An 18,582-nucleotide genomic window follows, 5' to 3' on the forward strand; every position below is an offset into this window, starting at 1 on the left:
AACCGGGTCGGCCGGCAGGTCGTACCCGGGAGGTGCGGCCGTCTCCTGCCAGTAGTACGTGCCGAGCGGCACCGTGCGGCGGCAGATGCCGTCCGCACCGGTGGTGCAGGTGCTACCCACCTGAGTGTCGGGGTTCACGCCAGTGGTCTGAAGACCGGGGATGCCATTGGTCTCCTCCCACAACTCGAACACACCACCGGCCAACGGCGCACCGGTCACCGAGTCCGTCTTCAGGACCCGCACCTCACCCGTCACCGGGGCCTGCGGCGCGTCGGGGGCAGTGATCTGCACACCCGCAGCGGCATCCGCCGCCGTCAGCTCCAACGGACCGAACACCGGATCAGCCGGCAACTCGTAGCCGGGAGGTGCGGCGATCTCACGCCAGTAGTAGGAACCGAGCGGCACCGTGCGGCGGCAGATGCCGTCCGCGCCGGTGGTGCAGGTGCTACCCACCTGAGTGTCGGGGTTCACGCCAGTGGTCTGAAGACCGGGGATCCCGTTGGTCTCCTCCCACAACTCGAACACACCACCCGCGAGCGGCAGACCCGTCACCGAGTCCGTCTTCAGAACGCGGACCTCACCCGTCACCGGCGCCTGCGGCACATCGGGAGCCGTCACCTGCACACCCGCTGCAGCGTTCTGGGGGGTCAGGATCAGCGGGCCGAACACCGGATCGACCGGAAGCACGTACCCGGGAGGTGCGGCCGTCTCCTGCCAGTAGTAGGTGCCGACCGGAACCGTCCGGCTGCACAGACCGTCCGCACCCGTGGTGCAGGCCGTACCAACCTGAGTGTCGGGGTTCACGCCAGTGGTCTGAAGACCAGGAACCCCGTTGGTCTCCTCCCACAGCTCGAACACACCACCCGCGAGCGGCAGACCCGTCACCGAGTCCGTCTTCAGAACGCGGACCTCACCGGTCACCGGCGCCTGCGGCGCGTCGGGGGCGGTGATCTGCACACCCTGGGCGGCATCCGCCGCCGTCAGCTCCAACGGACCGAACACCGGATCAGCCGGCAACTCGTAGCCCGGCGGAGCCGCGATCTCCCGCCAGTAGTACGCACCGAGCGGCACCGTCTGACGGCAGATGCCGTCCGCACCGGTGGTGCAGGTGGTACCCACCTGAGTGTCGGGGTTCCTACCGCTGGTCTGGAGGCCGGGAACCCCGTTCGTCTCCTCCCACAACTCGAACACACCACCCGCGAGCGGCAGACCCGTCACCGAGTCCGTCTTCAGGACCCGCACCTCACCGGTCACCGGCGCCTGCGCCACGTCCGGAGCCGTCACCTGGACGCCCTCAGCAGCGTTCGCCGCCGTCAGCTCCAACGGACCGAACACCGGATCAGCCGGCAACTCGTAGCCCGGCGGAGCCGCGGTCTCCCGCCAGTAGTACGTGCCGACCGGAACCGTACGGCTGCACAGACCGTCCGCACCCGTGGTGCAGGGCCGACCCAGCTGGGTGTCCGGGTTCGCGCCACTGGTCTGGAGACCGGGGACCCCGTTGGTCTCCGCCCAGAGCTCGAACACGCCGCCCGCGAGCGGCGCGCCCGTCACCGAGTCGGTCTTCAGCACCCGCACCTCACCCGTCACCGCGGCGGCGCAGTCGGGCAGGTCGCCGTTGAAGGGGTAGGCGTGGAACTCCTGGCCGCCGCCTCCGGTGGGCGAGCTGGTGTGGATGAGCCCGCCGGTGGTGAAGAAGCGGCCGTTGACCCCGGGCAGGGTGACCGTGGTCTGCGAAGCCTGCTCGCCGACCAGGACGCTGCCCTGGAACTGGCCGGTGCCGGCCAGGGTGACCGTGGTGGCGTCCGGGAAGTTCCACAGCAGACGCTCGCGGTAGGCGTTCAGCGGGTCGTCGTCGGTGATGCCGCCGCTGAACGTGTTGATGGTCCGGGCGGCACCGGTGAGGTTGACGAGGATGGTGGCGCCCGCCGGGATGTTGGCGAAGGTGATGCCCTGCTGGGCGCCGCCCCGGCCGGTGAGGTCGAAGTCGACGTTGAAGACCTGGAGCGCCGACACGCCGTCACCGGTGAACAGGGTCTCGAATCCCGCGTTCACCGCGGTGCCGGTCGCGGTGCGGGGCACACCGTTGACCCGGGCGTAGCAGTCGGAGGCGGCGGTGAGCTGGTCGCGCAGGCCGGCGTAGGGCTGGATGGCGTTGGGGTCCTGGACGAGGGTGCCGATCACGGTGCCGGTGACCGTGCCCGCGTGCCGGACCACACCACCCTCGGCCACCAGGCTCTGGCCGGGGGCGATGACGACGTCGTCACCGGTGGTGAGGAAGTCGGCGCCGTCCGGCGGAGGGACCCGCGAACCCACACCGACGATGCCGATGTTGTAGATGGAGCTGGCCCCGGGGTCCTTGGACTGGTTGAAGTCGTTGAGGACGACAACACGGCCCTCGGCCTCGGCTGCGCGGCCGCGGACCAGGAAGTCGGAGCCGACGAAGATGTTGATCCCGTTGTCCCGCCCGGCGAACGGGCCGTTGTTGATCGGGGGGAAGGGCTCGGGACAACTGCCGGGGACGCAGGGCCCCAGGCCACCGGGCAGCGTCGCGGCCTCGGCGGACACGGCTCCGGGGCCGAGCGCGAGGACGGGGACGAGGGCCGAGGCGATGGTGCACGGCAGTGCCAGGGCGAGAGCCTTTCGGCGGACGCGCGCTAACAGTCGGTTGAGGGAAGCCATGGTCGTAGCGTCCGACAGGCCATGTGCGCGAGGTCGCCGTTGACGCGTCCACGTACGCTGAATGATGAAACGCGCGCACCCGCACAGACCAACCGTCACCTGCCGCATCCCGTCGGCCGGGACCGCGGACGGGGCGCGGGGCCGAGGGCTCGACGGGGTGTCAGAGGGCCGTGCTCAGGACGCCTCGTCCCAGGGGGACGCCGCCCGGTTGCCGGTGCCGTCGCAGGTGCGGCAGATCTCGTCGCGGTAGGCGTGCTTGGCGCCGGTGGCGTCGACCCGGTAGCGGACGTAGACGCCGGTGCCGTCGCAGAGGAAGCAGTTGCCCCCGCCGCCGCCGACCTCGGTGGTGCCGGTGCCCTGGCAGGTGCGGCAGCTGAGGCCGGCGGTGCGGCCGGTGCCCGCGCAGATGCGGCAGACCGTGGTCATCGTCTTCCTCCCGGTCGGAACCCGGGCCCGACGGAGGGGGCCCAGGTCATGGTAGGCGCTGACCGCCGCTTCCCGGGCGGGCCCTGCTCAGCCCGGCAGGCCCGCGCTCACGCGGCGGGAGACGGCGATCTGCTGGAGGTCGAGCATCCCCGGCGGGTCGGCGAGGCCGGGACCGCCGGCCCGCACCCACTCGGCGATCTCCTCGATCATGTCGTCGGCGAGCACCCAGCCGAGCCAGACCGGTCGGCCGCCGGCCGCGCGGCCCTCGCTGGAGGGGCCGACCACGACGACGTTGGAGTGCGCACAGGTGTCCAGGCACTTGACGGCCCGGACCCGGCCCGTGTCGCCGACCGCGGTGCGCAGCCGCTCGTACTGGCCGGCGTGGTCGACACCGGGGTGCTTCTCCTGGGTGCCGCAGCAGCAGCCCCGGCAGACGGTGACGGTCACCGGGGACGCCGGGGACGCCGGGCCGCGGCCGCCCGCCTTCCCCTCGGCCTTCCCCCCGGCCCGTTCACGCTCGCGCTCGCGTCGGCTCATCGTCCTCGGCCCTCCTCGTTCCGCAGGGCCCGCCGCCACCCCCGTTCGCGCGGCAGCCGCAGGCCGTGGTGGCCGACGATCACGGTGGAGCCCTCGTGCCCGGCGACGCCGAGCGGCAGGGGCAGCGTACCCGCCGGGTCCCGGGTGACCAGCAGGGCGATGGCCGCCCCCGCGATCACCAGGTTCCGCACCACCGGCCGGCGGGCCCGCCGGGAGAGGGCCAGGGTGCCGTTCCCCCGGGCCCGCGTCCCCCCGCATCCGCGCCCCGTAGGATTCACCCATGGGACACGCAGCCGCCGAGAACACCGTGCCGCGGATGCGCCTGGACGCCTCCAACGCCGCCAAGGTGGCGAGCACCCTCCAGGCCCTCGCCACCCCCTCGCGCCTGCTGATCCTGGCCGAGCTCCGCGAAGGGCCGCGGGCCGCCACCGAGCTCGCCGACGCCGTCGGCATGGAGCAGTCCGCCTGCTCCCACCAGCTGCGCCTGCTGCGCAACCTCGGCCTGGTGGTCGGCGAGCGCCGCGGCCGCTCGGTCGTCTACTCGCTGCACGACGACCACGTCGCGGCCCTGCTCGACCAGGCGGTCTACCACGTCGACCACCTGCGCCTCGGCATCGTCGACAACGGAATGGCGAACTCCGCGCCGAAGAGCGGCAGTTGAGTGCAGCGGCGGTGACCGCGGGAGCGCCCCGGCGGCCAGGCTCCGGGCCGTGAACCTCGTAGCGCTCGCGGTCGTCACGTTCGTGGGCGGCCGTTCGTACCTCGCCGGGGCGCAAGCCTCGACGACGTACCGGATCCGCCGCTGCGGAGCACGGCCGCGCGCCCGGGTGATCGGCGTCCGGGGCGGGACCGAGCGCGACAGCAACGTCGTCGAGGACTCCGTCCGGATGCGCTTCGTGGCCGCGGACGCCGCCCCGGCGGTCACGCCGTGGCCCGCGCGGCCGCGCGGCCCGCGATGCGGCCGGAGAAGAGGCAGCCGCCGAGGAAGGTGCCCTCCAGGGAGCGGTGACCGTGCAGGCCGCCGCCGCCGAAACCGGAGGCCTCGCCGGCGGCGTAGAGACCGTCGAGCACGGAGCCGTCGGGGCGCAGGGCGCGGGCCGAGAGATCGGTGTGCAGACCGCCGAGCGACGTGCGGGTGAGCACCGAGAGCCGGACGGCGATCAGCGGGGCGGCGTCCGGGTCGAGGATGCGGTGCGGGGCGGCGGTGTGCAGCAGCCGGTCACCGAGGTAGCGGCGGGCGCCGCGCAGGGCGGTCATCTGGGGGTCCTCGGCGGAGGGGTCCGCCGGCCGGCGGTCCCGGGCCTCGACGACGTGGCGCAGCTCGGCGGTGTCGATCAGCGGGGCCCGCGCCCTGGCGTTCATCGCGCGGGCGAGGTCGCGCAGGTTGCCCGCGACGACGAAGTCGGGCCCGTGGGCGAGCTGGGTGCGCACCGGGCCGGGGACGCCGGGCAGGGCCCGCCGGAGCGCGGCGGGCAGTGAGCCGCCGGTGGGACCGGGACGCTGCCCCGAGCCGGAAAGGGTGAATTCCCTCCCGACGATCCTCCGGTTGAGCACGAACCAGCTGTGCTCGTACCCGGTGGTTCCGAGGTGCTCCAGGGTGCCGAGGGTGTCGAAGCCGGGGAACAGCGGGGCGGGCAGCCGGCGGCCCAGGGCGTCGAGCCGGAGCGAGGAGGGGCCGGGCAGGATGCGGATGCCGTGCCCGGGCCAGACCGGGTCCCGGTCGGCGATGCCCTCGGCGCAGTGCCACATCCGGTCGCCGTTGACCAGCGCGGCCCCGGCGCCGGCGGCGACGCCCAGCATCAGCCCGTCGACGTGCGCGGGCACCCCGCGCAGCAGCCGCCCGGGCGGGGGGCCGAGCCGGGCCGGCCAGGCCCGGCGGACCAGGTCGAGGTTGCCGCCGATGCCGCCGGAGGCGACGATCACGGCCTGCGCGCACAGTTCGAAGTGGCCGGCCGGCTCCCGGGAGCCGGCCTCGCCGCGCGCCGCCGCGCGCGGCACCAGCACCTCGCCGGTCACCGTGTCGAGGGCGCCCGCGCTCGTGGCCAGGCCGGTGACCCGGTGCCGGAAGCGCAGGTCGACCAGCCCGCGAGCGGCGGCCGCGCGGACCTTGCGGACGAAGGGCTCCAGCAGTGCCGGGCCGGCGCCCCGGACGAGGTGGAGGCGCGGCACCGAGTTGCCGGGGCCGTCGGCGAGCGGCCCGCCGCGCTCGGCCCAGCCGACGACCGGGAGGAACCGCACGCCCAGCGCGCGCAGCCAGGCCCGCTCCTCCCCCGCGGCGAACCCGACGTAGGCCTCGGCCCAGCGGCGCGGCCAGCGGTCCTCGGGCCGGTCGAAGCCGGCCGAGCCGAGCCAGTCCCGCCGGGCGAGGTCGTGCGAGTCGCGGATCCGCAGCCGGCGCTGCTCGGGCGAGCCGACCAGGAACAGCCCGCCGGGCGACCAGCGCGCCTGGCCGCCGAGCGAGGAAGCGGGTTCCTGGTCGAGCAGGATCACCCGTCGCCCGGCGTCGACGAGTTCGGCGGTCGCGGCGAGGCCCGCGAGTCCGGCTCCGATGACGACGACGTCGGCGTCCATGGCCATCCGGCAGCTCCTCCAGACCGGCGGCGGACGGTCGCGCGCATTCCGCTCCGCCCCGTTTCGGAAATGACTTCGACACACCGTGGAGCGAAATTCGAAATTCCCGCCGGGACACCCTCCGAAACCGATCGGCGAAACCTCTGGCGGATTTCCGGAAATGTCTGCGTGCGGCATGGACGGCGGCGAAACCTGCCAGTAACTTACCTGTCGGTAGTAGCTGTGGCCCGGCTGGTACGTCCCCCACCCGTTTCTCTCCCCCAGGAGGAACCGTGCTCCGCCGTGCCCGGAATTCCCTGCTGCTCGTGTCCACCGCACTCGGCGCCGCCCTGGCGATGACCGCCACCGGCGCCCAGGCCGCCACTCCCGCCCCGCACCGCTACGTGGCGCTCGGCGACTCCTACGCGTCCGGCGCCGGCGTCCCGAACCAGTCGGCCGGTCTCTGCCTGCGCTCCGACCGCGACTACGGCCACCTGGTCGCCGCCGCCCTGAACGCCGCCGCCTACCGCGACGTCACCTGCGCCGCCGCCAAGGTCAAGTCGATCACCCAGGCCCAGTACGACGCCTTCCTGCGGGTCAACGACCCGCAGATCGACGCGGTGACCCCGGACACCGACCTGATCACCCTCGGGATCGGCGGCAACGACCTCGGCGACAGCGACATCGGGATCGGCGACGTGATCGCCACCTGCATCGCCGGCGCGGTGGTCAACCCGCTCGGCACCCCGTGCACCGACGTCTACCACCACGGCTACTGGGACTGGTCCACCTGGTCCTGGCAGTACGGCGACGACGACCTCGCCGACCGGATCGACGCCACCGGACCCCGGCTCGCGGACACCGTGCGGAAGCTGCGCGCCAAGGCCCCCAACGCCCGCGTCCTGCTGGTCGGTTACCCCTCGGTACTGCCCGCCGACGGCGCGTCCTGCGTGCTGCGCCAGCCGCTCGCCCCGGGCGACGTCCCGTACCTGCACGGCGTGCTCGACCGGCTCAACGGGATGCTGCGGTCCACTGCCGCGGCGGTCGGCGCCGGCTACGTGGACACCGCCGCCCCGACCCGCGGGCACGACGTCTGCTCGGACACCCCCTGGATCGAGGGCGCGCTGCCCGGCTCCCCGGCCGTCCCCTTCCACCCGAACGCGACCGGCGAGCGGGTCATGGCGGACGCCGTACTGGCCGCCCTCCGGTAGGAACTGCCCGAGGGGGCGGTGACCGGACCCCGGTCACCGCCCCCTCGGTCGTGCGACCGGCGGCCTCACGGCTTGATGCGGACCACCTGCGGGTCGTGGTCGCTCGCCTGCTGGGCGAACTCGGCGTTGATGTGCACCACGTCGTACTTGGCGTACCCGACCTCCGGGCTGACCAGGATGTGGTCCAGCACCTGCGAGTTGCCCTGGTAGACGTACGAGTACTGCTCCTTCTCCGGCAGCTCGTTCACCAGGTCGCGCAGCACGCCGTCCTTGGTGAGCGCGGCCAGCGCGGGCGAGAACTGGTAGTCGTTGAAGTCGCCGACCGAGACCACCTTGGCCTCCTTGTCGGCGGCCAGCAGCTTGGCCACGAAGGCCTGCTCCACGGTGGCCTGCTTGATCCGCTGGACCTCGGAGGAGCGGGTCGGGGCCTGGAAGCGGCTGTCGATGCCCTGGTCGCCGCCCTTGCTGTTGAAGTGGTTGGCGATGACGAAGACCTTCTTGCCACGGAAGGAGAACTGGCCGACCAGCGGCTTGCGGCTGCTGGTCCACGCCTCGTCGGTGGGGGCGATCCGGCCGGGCGAGGCGGTCAGCGAGGCGGCGGCGCCGGTGCCGGCGACGTCCACGGCGGTGGTGGCGGTGCCGCCGGGGATGTCGGTGAAGGACACCCGCTGCGGGTTGAACAGGAAGACCTGGCGGATGTTGCCGCCGGGCTCGCCGCCGTCCTTGCCGTCCTGCGGGTCGACCGAGCGCCAATCGTAGGCCGGGCCGCCGGCCGCCTTGATCGCGGCGATGAACTTGGCCACGGTCTGGCTCGCGTCCACGGTGCCGTCGTTCTTGGCGCCGTTGTTGTCCTGGATCTCCTCCAGGGCGACGATGTCGGGCGAGCGCAGGTGGGTGACGATGCCGGCGGCCAGCTCGGCGAACTTGGCGTCCGGGTTGGTGGCGGCCAGGTTCTCCACGTTGTAGGTGGCGACGGTGAGTTCGCGCTCGCCGGCCTGGGCGGTGACCTCGCGCTGCAGGTGGTTGTCCTGGAGCGCTCCGAGGGTGCCGGCGACCAGGGTGTAGCCGCCGAACTGGTTGTAGTCCAGCGGGCCGCTGGTGGTGCCGGTCAGCACGTCGCCCACGTTGGCGACCGGGAAGGGCTGCTGGGAGACCGGCGCCTGCTGCTGGACCATCAGACGGCCGACGTTCGGCTCGGCGTAGGACTCGTAGAGCAGGCCGCCCCGCTTGCTCTTCTGGTCCTGCTTGTCGGCGGCGACCCACAGCTCGTTGTACTTGTCGGTGGCCTGGACCACCCGCACGTCGCGGACCTCGACCAGCATGCCCTCCAGCGACTCGTAGAAGTCGAGGGTGTACTTCTCCGGGTCCAGGGCGACGCCGTTGACGGTGCCGTCGGCGCCGGCCTGCGGGCTGTAGGTGCCCGGGATGTTGCGGGTGTCGACGACCACCGGGGCCGGCAGCGGGTTGCCGGAGGAGAGCACGGTGACGGCCGGGTTGGTCAGCTGGGTGAGCGACTGCGAGCCGCCGTTGAAGTTCGGGTAGTACTCCGTCACCTTGCCGGTGACCAGCACCGAGTCGCCGACCTTGACGGTCGGGTTGGCGGAGCCGGTGTAGACGAAGACGCCCTCGCTGGTGGCCGGGTCGGCGTCCGGGTTCGGGTCCTGGATCCAGAAGCCCTTGGAGCCGTACGCGCGCACGCCGGTGACGACGCCGGGCACGCCCGCGACCGTCTTGCCGGTGCGCTCGGACACCCGGGTCTTCCCCTGGATGTCGTGGATCCGCACGGTGCCCGGCTCGGTCGGACCGGTCGGGGTGGAGCCCTCGGCGACCTCGCCGCGGCTGTTGGTCGGCGTCGGGGCGCCGGCCGCGAGGTCGGCCGCGTTGTCGTCGGTGTCGGGCAGCCCGGCCTTGCGGGCCACCGAGGCGGTGTTGGAGGCGCCGGGCACCGAGGCCGAGCCCTCGTGGACCACGGCGGTGCCGAAGCCGACGAGGTCGCGCACCCGCGGGTCGGCGGCGCAGTCGGCGGCGGTCTTGCAGGCCAGTGGGTCGGTACCGCGGACCAGCGCGACGGTGCCGCTGGTGGCGGAGAGCGCCAGCGAGCCGGCCGCGTCCGGGGTGGGCAGCTCGACGGTGCCCGCCGCGCCGGCCGACTCGGCGACCAGGTAGCGCCCGCCCGGGGCGATCGAGCCGGTCAGCGGGGTGACGCCCCACTGGGAGCCGGCGCCCGGGGTGGCGGATATGTACTGGATGCTCCAGCCGTCCAGGCCGAAGGCGGCGCCGCCCTTGTTGGCCAGCTCGACGAAGTCGTTCTTCAGGGTGGCGCCCGAGTTGCCGCCACCGCCGTAGACCTCGGCGATCAGCACGTCGGCGGAGGGCGCGGCCACGGCGGCCGGCAGCGGGGCCAGCACCAGGGAGGCGGCGAGACCGGCCGGGACGATCGCCGCGCGCAGCAGGGCGCGGCGGGAACGCGGACGGGGAGCAGTGGGGGTGGTCACCGGAACGGGACTCCTAGCTGTGGGTGAGGGTCGGTCGGGCCGGGCGCACCGCGCGCCCCGCCCCGCTACCCGCGTAGAAAGTCGTGCGGGGGCCGGGATCCACCCCCGCAGCGCCCAAAGATACGCGCGTAGAAAATGGCCGGACAAGAGCCCGGAAGTGAACTTCTCCCTGACGTCCGACGATCGTCGCCACGGCCGTGACCACCGCTGCGACCACCGCCGTGGTCACCGCCGTGGTCACCGCGGCGACCGGCTACAGCCAGCCTCGCTGAGCCGCCTTCAGGCCCGCCTCGAAGCGGCTCGCCGCCTCCAGACGCTCCATCAGCGCCGCCATCTGCCGGCGCACCGTGCGCACCGAGACGCCGAGTCGCTTGGCCGCCGCGTCGTCGGTCAGGCCGGTGGACAGCAGCCGCAGCAGTTCGCGCTCACCGGGGCTCAGACCGGTGGCGGCGTCCCCGGGGCGGGGGTCCCCGCCGAGCGGCGCGGCCGTCTCCCAGGTCTGCTCGAACAGCGCGACCAGCGAGGCGACGATGCCCGGCTCCTCGGTGCACAGCGCGCCGGCCCGGGTGTTCTCCGGGTCGATCGGCACCACGGCGGTGGTCCCGTCGAAGACCAGCATCCGCGGCGGCAGCACCGGGGCGGTGCGCACCCGGCCGCCCAGGTCCGTCATCCACTGCGTGTAGGCGAAGGTCTCCGGGTCGTTGCGGACGCTGTCCTGGTAGATGGTGCGCAGGCTGACGCCGCGCCGCAGGGCGTCCTCGTCGAGCGGGCGGGAGGCGGCCAGGCTGGCCGCGGACTGCGCGCCGCCGGGCATCACGCCCAGGCACTCGGTGGTCAGCCGGGCAGTCAGCACCTCCAGCTTGGCCTGGATCGCGTCGAGGCCGACGAGTCGCTCGCCGCCGTCCACCAGGGTGGCCGAGCGGAGCGTGGCGTACTCCGCGACGGCACGCGCCACGGCCGCCTTGGAGACCGCCAACTCCTGCTGTCGGCGCGCGAGTTCCTCTTCCTGACGGCGCAGCAGCAGCTCCAGTCCGCGCTCCGGGCTGACCGGCCACAGGGCACCCGGGCGCTCCCGGGAGGCCCGCAGCAGGGTGAGGTCGGCGAGGCGGTCGAGAGCGGCCCGGACCTCGGGTTCGGGGAGTTCGAGGCGTTCGCAGAGTTCGGCCACTCCGCCCTCCGGATCCGCGAGCATCTCGCGGTACACGGCTTCCGCGGTGGCGTCCAGGCCCAGCAGTTCCAGCACGTCAACGACCCCTGATCGTCACAGCATCGCCTCAAGCGAATGAATACCCGTCCGGTCCGCCGAGCCCCGATCCTTCCGTCGGCCGCCCCACCCCCACAAGGCCTGATCCGGTCAGCCGAGCCGAACCGGACCGTCCGGTCTGTTCCGTGGAGGGAACTGGGCGGGCGGCGCCACCCCCGGCGGCCGGCCCGGGGTTGCAGCATGCTGCCTGGCCGGATGCTGCCCGCCGCACTCCCTCCCCACGGGGGGCGGGGGGCGGGAGGATGCGGTCTGCGCGCAACGCTCCGCCCTTCTCGAACACGCCCTGAACCACCGTGCACAGAACAGGAACCGCCGTGCCGAAGACCGTCCGACTGCTCGCCGCCACCGCTCTCGCACTGTCCCTCGCCACCGCCGCCGCCCCCGCCTTCGCCGCCCCGCGGACCGCTCCGTCCGCCGTCACCCTCGCCGCCACCACCCCCGCCGACGGGCCGGGGATCGGCTGGGACGGCCCCGGCATCGGCTGGGACGGGCCGGGGACCGGCCGGACCACCGCGGGTGCCGGGACCATCGGCTGGGACAGCCCGGTCAGCGGCCCGGGCATCGGCTGGGACTGACCGTTCCGTGTTCGCCGTCCAGCTGACCCTCCTGGACGTCTCCGCCGCGCCGACGGGCGAGGCCGGAGCCGACGACGTCCAGGCCGCCCTGTGGGCACGCGCGGTTCCGGGTGACGGCCTGGAGCACGTGCGCGCCCGCGCCGTCCCGGGAGGCGTCGGCCTGGTGCTGTACGTCCGCGCGGCCCACCGGGAAGCGGCCGAGCTGCGGGCGCACGCCCTGCTCGGCCGGGCGCTGGCGGACGGCCCCGCGCGCCGCTACGCGGTGGCGGCTCCACCGTAGGCCGCGGGGCCCTCCGCCGGCTGCTTCCTGACCTTCCGTCCGGTTTTCGGACGGTTCCCCTCACCCGCAAATTTGGCCGATTCATGCCTACGGCTTGACCGGCGCGTTACTGACATGGGCATGACCGCAGGCAGGTCTCCAGGCGGCCCGGCCTCCGGGTCCGCCCTGCCCTTCCTCGCCCTGCCCTGCCCTGCCCTGCCCGCGTGGACGGGCGCATGTCGCCGTCGAGAACGAACCCCCGCTCAACCAAGACCGTCGAGGAGCCCCATGTCACACCCGACCGGCACCCCACCCCGGCCCCGCGCCGGGGACGGCGTGCCAGCCGCCCCCGCGTCACGCCGCCGCAACGGCGTCCTGCGCAACACCGCGGTCGCGCTCGCCGTGGTCCTGGCCGCCGAGGCCGCCGTCGTCGCCCTGACGAGCGGCCAGTCCTTCGCCCTCGGCGCGGACAGGCCCGCCGCGCCCGACACCACCCGGGTGCTCGGCGCCGCCGAGGCCGCGGACATCGCCTCCGCCCACCTCAAGGCCCGGCTGGAGAACCGCCGGATCGAGGTGGTCGGCGAGCGCACCGAGTCCACCACCACCTGGATCAACCCGGACGGCACCACCACCCTGGACATGGCCACCGGCCCGGTCCGGTACAAGGACGGCTCCGGCAGGCTCCAGCCGATCGACGTGAACCTGGCCCAGCAGCCCGACGGCTCCGTCAAGGCCAAGGGCCACCCGCTCGGCCTCAAGCTGGCCGGCGCCACCCCGGCCGCCGCCGCCTCCAAGTTCAAGGCGGCCGGTGCCCCCGCGGGCGACCGGCAGGCCCCGGCCGTCCCGCTGGTCTCGCTGGACAACGGCAACGGCACCGCCATGTCGCTGTCCTGGCGCGGCACCCTGCCCGCCCCCGAGGTGGACGGCACCAAGGCCCGCTACGAGAACGCGCTCACCGCCACCGACCTCGTCATCGAGTCCACCCGGACCGGCTTCGAGCAGTTCCTGGAGCTCAAGGACCGCACGGCGGTCGGCGCCAACGGCACCGTCACGATGACCCTGGACGCGGCCGGCCTGCAGGCCCGCCACAACGCGGACAACTCGGTCTCCTTCCTCGACCCGAAGACCGGCGAGGAGAAGGGCCAGCTGCCCGCCCCGGTGATGTGGGACGCGCAGGTCGACGAGCGCAGCGGCGATCACACCCGTACCGCCCCGGTCGCCCTGAAGGTCACCCAGAACGGCAACGCCGTCGACCTCACGCTCACCCCGGACGCGGCGTTCCTCAACGACCCGAAGACCCGCTACCCGGTCACCATCGACCCGGCGGTCAACATCGGCGTCGGCTTCGACACCTTCGTCCAGGAGGGCTACGGCACCGACGTCTCCTCCCAGACCGAGCTGAAGCTGGGCAACAACGGCTCCAGCCAGGTGGCGCGCTCCTTCCTGCAGTTCCCGATGGCCGCCATCAGCGGCAAGCAGGTCACCGCCGCCAAGCTCAACCTGTGGGAGTTCCACTCCTGGTCCTGCACCGCCAAGAGCTGGGAGGTCTGGGACACCGGCACGGCGACCACCGCCACCCGCTGGACGGCCCAGCCCGGCTGGAACCGCAAGTGGGCCACCACCACGGCGACCAAGGGCTACTCCAGCTCCTGCGCCGCCGGCTGGACCAACACCGACATCACCTCGCTGGTGCAGGCCTGGGCCGACAACGGCAACGCCAACAACACGCTGGGCATCCGGGCCACCGACGAGACCGACCCGTACGGCTGGAAGAAGTTCAACTCCGGCAACGCGGCCTCCAACACGCCCTACCTGTCGGTGACCTACAACACGGCGCCGGCCGTCTCCACCCTGGTCTCCCCGGCGAACGCCGCGGTGACCGGCGACTCCACGCCGACCCTGTCGGCCAAGGCGACCGACCCCGACGGCGGCAACATCGCCCTGGACTTCGAGGTCTGGACGTCCGCCGGCACCGCCGCGCTGCAGTCCGGCCGCACCGCGATGGCGGCCTCCGGATCCACCTTCACCTGGACCCCGGGCACCGCGCTGCCGGCCGGCGCCTACAAGTGGCGCTCCCGCTCCTGGGACGGCACCGCCAACAGCGCCTGGTCCGGCTTCCGCACCTTCACGGTCGACACCACCGCCCCGGCGGCCACCACCGTCTCCTCCGGCGACTTCCCGGCCGGCCAGTGGGCGGGCACCCCGGACGCCTCCGGCACCTTCACCGGCAGCTTCACCTTCACCCCGCCGACCAGCGACGTGAAGGACATCCAGTACCGGCTGGACGGCGGCACCTGGGTGACCGTCGCGACCAGCGGCACGCCGGTGACCGCCGTGCTCAGCTTCAAGGGCGGCCAGCACACCGTCACCGCGCACACCCGCGACGCGGCCGGCAACGTCTCCGCGGACAAGGCGTACGTGTTCAACGCGGGCAAGGGCGCCGCCCTCGCCTCGCCCGGCGCCGGCGAGCGCCCGGCCCGCCGCACCACGCTGGCCGCCGAGGGCCAGACCACCGCGACCGGCGTGCGCTACCAGTACCGCCGCGGTGAGACGGCCGCCTGGACCGACATCCCGGTCGCCAACGTCACCACCGCCGCCGGCGGCGCCGTCGCCGCCTGGCCGTTCGCGGTCACCGGCGGCAAGCCCGCGCCGCTGACCTGGAACATCACCGACACCCTGGCCACCGACGGCCCGGTCGACGTCCGCGCGGTCTTCACCGTCGGCGCCGGCACCGACGCCTCGGAGCCCAACACCATCACCGTCGACCGCAACGGCGGCAACGCGCCGGACGCCGAGGTCGGCCCCGGCCGGGTCAACACCCTCACCGGTGACTACACCCTCAGCGCGACCGACGCCTCCGCCTTCGGCCTGAGCACCGGCCGCACCTTCTCCTCCCGGCACCCCGAGAACGGCGCCGCGCAGGAGGGCCAGGCGGCCATCTTCGGCCCGCAGTGGAGCGCCGGCACCATGGCCGAGCTCACCTCCTCGGACTGGGCGTACGTCCGGCAGACCTCGCCCACCTCGGTGTCCGTCGTCGACGCCACCGGCCACGAGACCGGCTTCACCGCCACCACCGGCGGCGGCTGGAAGCCCGAGCCCGGTGCGGAGACCCTCACCCTGACCGGCGCGCTCACCGGCGCCTTCACCCTGAAGAGCACCAACGGCGCCACCACGACCTTCGCCAAGGTCGACCCGGCCGCCACCACCTGGCAGGTCACCACCTCCTCGACGGCCACCGACAACTCCACCACCACCGTGGTCTCGGAGAAGGTCGTGACCGGCGGGAAGACCCTGGCCCGCCCGAAGTTCGTCGTCGCGCCGACCACGGCCGTCGCCAACTCCACCTGCGCCGCCAACCCCGCCGCCAACGGCTGCCGGGTCCTGGAGTACGTCTACGCCGACGCCACCACCGCCACCACCGCCGCGCTCGGCGACGTGGCCGGCCAGGTGAAGCAGGTCCGGCTCTGGTCCAACCTGCCCGGTGCCACCGCGGCCACCCCGGTCGCCGTCGCCGAGTACCGCTACGACGACATGACCCGCCTGCGCGAGGAGTGGGACCCGCGGATCAGCCCCGCGCTGAAGACCGCGTACACCTACGACGCGGCCGGCCGGGTGATCACCCTGACCCCGCCCGGCGAGTTCGCCTGGACCTTCACCTACGGCAAGGCCGGCAACGCCGCCACCGCCGGTGAGGGCATGCTGCTGGCGGCCTCCCGGCCGTCCCTCCAGCAGGGCAGCGCCGACGTGGCGAACGGCACCGCCGCCACCAACCTGGTCTACGACGTGCCGCTGAGCGGCGCCAACGCCCCGTACAAGCTGGGCACCGCGGACGTCGCCGCCTGGGGCCAGACCAACGCGCCCACCGACGCCACCGCGATCTTCCCCGCCGACGCGCCGCCGGCCAGCCACGACGGCCGGCTGCTCGGCTCGGGCGACTTCGCCAAGGCCGGCATCACGTACACCAACGCCTCCGGCCGCGAGGTCAACACCGCCTCCGCGGGCGGCGTCACCACCACCGAGTACGACGCCTACGGCAACGCGGTGCGCAAGCTGGGCGCGGAGAACCGGGCGCTCGCCCTGTCCACCTCCGCCGAGGGCCTGGCGAAGCTGCGCGCGCTCGGCCTCGACAAGGCCACCACCGCCGACCGCGCCCAGGCGCTGTCCACCCTGACCGCCTACTCGGCGGACGGCGAGCGGCAGACCGACGAGTTCGGCCCGCTGCACCTGGTCACCCTGGAGCACGACCTGGCCGCCTCCGGCGCCAGCCCGGCCCGCCCGGCCGGTGACGAGGTCCCGGCCCGCACCCACACCGCGACCGCCTACGACGAGGGCCGTCCGGCCGACGCCGCGGTCAGCAACGAGCCCACCACCGCCACCATCGGCGCGCGCGTCGACGGCTACGCCGCCGACGCCGACGTCCGGACCACCGTCACCGCCTACGACTGGGCCAAGGGCCTGGCCACCCAGACCACCGAGGACCCGGCGGGCCTGAAGCTCACCAAGACCGTCGCGTACGACGCCCAGGGCCGGGCCGTCAGGACCTCCCTGCCCAAGTCGAACGGCACCGACGTCGGCACCACCGTCACCACCTACTGGGCCGCCGCCGGCACCGGCGCCTGCGCCGGCCGCCCGGAGTGGGCCGACCTGCCCTGCTCCACCGGCCCGGCCGCCGCGGCGGCCGACGCCGGCGCCAACCCGGCGGAGATCCCGACCAGCACCACCGAGTACGACCGCTACGGCCGCCCGGCCGTGGTCCGGGAGACCGCCAACGGCGTCACCCGCACCACCACCACGACCACCGACGCGGCCGGCCGCACCACCAAGGTCGCGGTGACCGGCGGCACCGGCACCGCGGTGCCGGACACCACCACCACCTACGACGCCGCCACCGGCCGGGTCGTCGGCAGCACTGCCGGCACCGCCACCGTGCGGACGGCCTTCGACCGGCTCGGCCGCGTCACCGGCTACGACGACGGCGCCGGCAGCGTCACCACCACCGAGTACGACGTCGCCGACCGCCCGGTCAAGCGCGCCGACTCGGCCCCGTCCACCACCACCACGGGCTACGACGGCTACGGCCGGCCGCAGTCGCTCACCGACTCGGTGGCGGGCACCATGACCGCCGAGTACGACTCCGAGGGCAAGCTCACCCGGCAGACCCTGCCCGGCGGCTACGTCCTCACCAACGGCTACGACACCCAGGGCACCCTCACCGGCAAGGTCTACACCGCCGCCGACGGCACCGTCGTCCTGGCCGACTACGCCGACTTCACCGTCCACGGCCAGCAGGCCGGACACACGCTGACCGCCGGCGCCAGCACCGAGTCGGTCTTCGGCTACGACGCCTCCGGCCGCCTCACCAAGGCCGCCGACAAGTCCCTGGACGGCTGCACCACCCGCGCCTACACCTTCGACAGGAACAGCAACCGGACCGCGCTGACCACCACCAAGGAGGACTGCGACCCGGCCACCGTCGACTCCACCAGCAGCACGGTGGGCTCCCAGTACGACGCGGCCGACCGGCTGAAGGGCGCCGGGTACGACGCCTTCGGCCGCACCACGACGCACCCCAGGGGCGCCCAGTTCGGCTACTACGCCAACGACCTGGTCCGCACCGAGACCTCGGGCACCCAGCGCAACACCTGGGCGCTGGACGCGGCCGGCCGGCAGGCCTCCCGCAGCACCGAGACCCAGGCCGCCGACGGCACCTGGAGCACCACGGCCACCAGCCTGAACCACTACGGCTGCGCCTGTGACAGCCCCAGCTGGTCCAAGGCCGGCAACGGCGCGGTCGCCCGCGGCGTGACCGACCTCGGCGGCACGCTCGGCGCCATCACCGGCGCCACCGACGGCACCGTCCTGCAGCTCACCAACCTGCACGGCGACGTGTCCGTCCAGCTGCCGCTGGACCCGGCCCAGGCGCTGAGCGTGCGGGCCTTCGACGAGTACGGCGTCAGTCTCGGCGACCCGGTGACCGGCTACGGCTGGGTCGGCGGCGAGCAGCGCGACTCCTCCACCGCCAGCGGCGTCGTCCTGATGGGCTCCCGGCTGTACGACCCGAGCCTCGGCCGGTTCCTGCAGGCCGACCCGGTCCCGGGCGGCAACGCCAACGCCTACACCTACCCGACCGACCCGGTGAACTCCTTCGACCTGGACGGGCGCTGGAGCTGGTCGAAGACCCGCTACTACTCCTGGGGCCGCCTCTGGGCGCACCTGGAGGCGCACATCGGCTGGCGCGGCCTGAAGTACCTGGCGCAGCTCACCTTCTACTTCAACCGCGCGTACACCGGGAAGATCGGCCGCAACGCCCACTACGTCTACGGCCCGATCTGGGTCGGCGTGGGCCTGCTCGGACCGGTCGGCGCGGGCTTCGCCCTCGCGGCGGGCGCCTACTCCGGCTACGTGCAGCACATGGCCTCGAAGGCGTACTACAACCACCGGTGCCTGGCGATCGCCATCGGCGCGGCCGGCTGGAACTCGCTGCCCTTCCCGGGCGTGCGGTCCTGGACGACCAGCTGCTGATCCGGACACCCGGCTGAAGAAGGAGGCCCGCCCGACCACCAGGTCGGGCGGGCCTCCCGCGTTC

At 73.7% G+C, this 18,582-nt stretch carries 11 protein-coding genes and 1 pseudogene; 5 read left to right on the forward strand and 7 right to left on the reverse strand.

Annotation, left to right across the window (positions count from 1 at the left end; genetic code table 11):
* The 4 genes and pseudogenes from ACFVVU_RS04670 to ACFVVU_RS04685 all read right to left on the reverse strand — a co-directional run.
* Positions 1 to 2,679, reverse strand: a 2,679-nt coding sequence (locus ACFVVU_RS04670) for a SpaA isopeptide-forming pilin-related protein (RefSeq protein WP_387788387.1), incomplete at its 3' end; no start/stop codon positions are given.
* 174 nt (positions 2,680 to 2,853) lie between these two features.
* Positions 2,854 to 3,105 (reverse strand): hypothetical protein, encoded by a 252-nt coding sequence (locus ACFVVU_RS04675; protein ID WP_030302164.1) that lies wholly within the window; start codon positions 3,103 to 3,105, stop codon positions 2,854 to 2,856.
* Between the two features lie 87 nt (positions 3,106 to 3,192).
* Positions 3,193 to 3,642 (reverse strand): (2Fe-2S) ferredoxin domain-containing protein, encoded by a 450-nt coding sequence (locus ACFVVU_RS04680; protein WP_387788388.1) that lies wholly within the window; start codon positions 3,640 to 3,642, stop codon positions 3,193 to 3,195.
* Positions 3,639 to 3,866: pseudogene (locus ACFVVU_RS04685) on the reverse strand (heavy metal translocating P-type ATPase); the annotation flags it as partial. The pseudogene ACFVVU_RS04685 and the gene ACFVVU_RS04680, both read right to left, overlap by 4 nt.
* A gap of 56 nt (positions 3,867 to 3,922) precedes the next feature.
* On the opposite strand from ACFVVU_RS04685, the gene ACFVVU_RS04690 reads away from it, so the two are divergent.
* A complete protein-coding gene (locus tag ACFVVU_RS04690; protein WP_380685917.1) occupies positions 3,923 to 4,303 on the forward strand; it encodes an ArsR/SmtB family transcription factor in 381 nt (126 codons plus the stop codon).
* Between the two features lie 260 nt (positions 4,304 to 4,563).
* Here the strand turns inward: ACFVVU_RS04690 and ACFVVU_RS04695 are convergent, their stop codons facing one another.
* The gene (locus tag ACFVVU_RS04695; RefSeq protein ID WP_387788389.1) at positions 4,564 to 6,219 is read right to left on the reverse strand and encodes an FAD-binding dehydrogenase; all 1,656 of its coding nucleotides are present in this window, start codon (positions 6,217 to 6,219) and stop codon (positions 4,564 to 4,566) included.
* Positions 6,220 to 6,518: 299 nt separating this feature from the next.
* On the opposite strand from ACFVVU_RS04695, the gene ACFVVU_RS04700 reads away from it, so the two are divergent.
* Positions 6,519 to 7,403, forward strand: coding sequence for an SGNH/GDSL hydrolase family protein (locus tag ACFVVU_RS04700; RefSeq protein WP_387788390.1), 885 nt, complete (start codon positions 6,519 to 6,521; stop codon positions 7,401 to 7,403).
* Positions 7,404 to 7,468: 65 nt separating this feature from the next.
* On the opposite strand, the gene ACFVVU_RS04705 is transcribed toward ACFVVU_RS04700, so the two are convergent.
* Both ACFVVU_RS04705 and ACFVVU_RS04710 read right to left on the reverse strand, forming a co-directional pair.
* Entirely contained in the window at positions 7,469 to 9,898 is a 2,430-nt protein-coding gene (locus ACFVVU_RS04705) for a lamin tail domain-containing protein (RefSeq protein ID WP_387788391.1), read from the reverse strand.
* Between the two features lie 253 nt (positions 9,899 to 10,151).
* Positions 10,152 to 11,141, reverse strand: coding sequence for a LuxR C-terminal-related transcriptional regulator (locus tag ACFVVU_RS04710; RefSeq protein WP_387788392.1), 990 nt, complete (start codon positions 11,139 to 11,141; stop codon positions 10,152 to 10,154).
* Between the two features lie 335 nt (positions 11,142 to 11,476).
* On the opposite strand from ACFVVU_RS04710, the gene ACFVVU_RS04715 reads away from it, so the two are divergent.
* From ACFVVU_RS04715 to ACFVVU_RS04725, 3 genes are all read left to right on the forward strand, one after another.
* Positions 11,477 to 11,737 (forward strand): hypothetical protein, encoded by a 261-nt coding sequence (locus ACFVVU_RS04715; protein WP_387788393.1) that lies wholly within the window; start codon positions 11,477 to 11,479, stop codon positions 11,735 to 11,737.
* A 7-nt stretch (positions 11,738 to 11,744) separates the two neighbouring features.
* Positions 11,745 to 12,017 carry a hypothetical protein gene (locus tag ACFVVU_RS04720; RefSeq protein ID WP_380685037.1) on the forward strand — a complete coding sequence of 91 codons (273 nt, stop codon included), beginning with the start codon at positions 11,745 to 11,747 and terminating at the stop codon, positions 12,015 to 12,017.
* Between the two features lie 267 nt (positions 12,018 to 12,284).
* Positions 12,285 to 18,518: a DNRLRE domain-containing protein gene (locus tag ACFVVU_RS04725; RefSeq protein ID WP_387788394.1), complete on the forward strand. Its 6,234-nt coding sequence runs from the start codon at positions 12,285 to 12,287 to the stop codon at positions 18,516 to 18,518.
* Positions 18,519 to 18,582 lie beyond the last annotated feature (64 nt).

The organism is Kitasatospora sp. NPDC057965, from assembly GCF_042887135.1.
Classification (GTDB): Bacteria; Actinomycetota; Actinomycetes; order Streptomycetales; family Streptomycetaceae; genus Kitasatospora.

Excerpts from the sequence above, each read along its gene's own strand:
- ACFVVU_RS04675 (WP_030302164.1), bottom strand. The coding sequence starts at position 3,105 with ATGACCACGGTCTGCCGCATCTGCGCGGGCACCGGCCGCACCGCCGGC.
- ACFVVU_RS04680 (WP_387788388.1), bottom strand. The coding sequence starts at position 3,642 with ATGAGCCGACGCGAGCGCGAGCGTGAACGGGCCGGGGGGAAGGCCGAG.
- ACFVVU_RS04690 (WP_380685917.1), top strand. The coding sequence starts at position 3,923 with ATGGGACACGCAGCCGCCGAGAACACCGTGCCGCGGATGCGCCTGGAC.
- ACFVVU_RS04695 (WP_387788389.1), bottom strand. The coding sequence starts at position 6,219 with ATGGCCATGGACGCCGACGTCGTCGTCATCGGAGCCGGACTCGCGGGC.
- ACFVVU_RS04725 (WP_387788394.1), top strand. The coding sequence starts at position 12,285 with ATGTCACACCCGACCGGCACCCCACCCCGGCCCCGCGCCGGGGACGGC.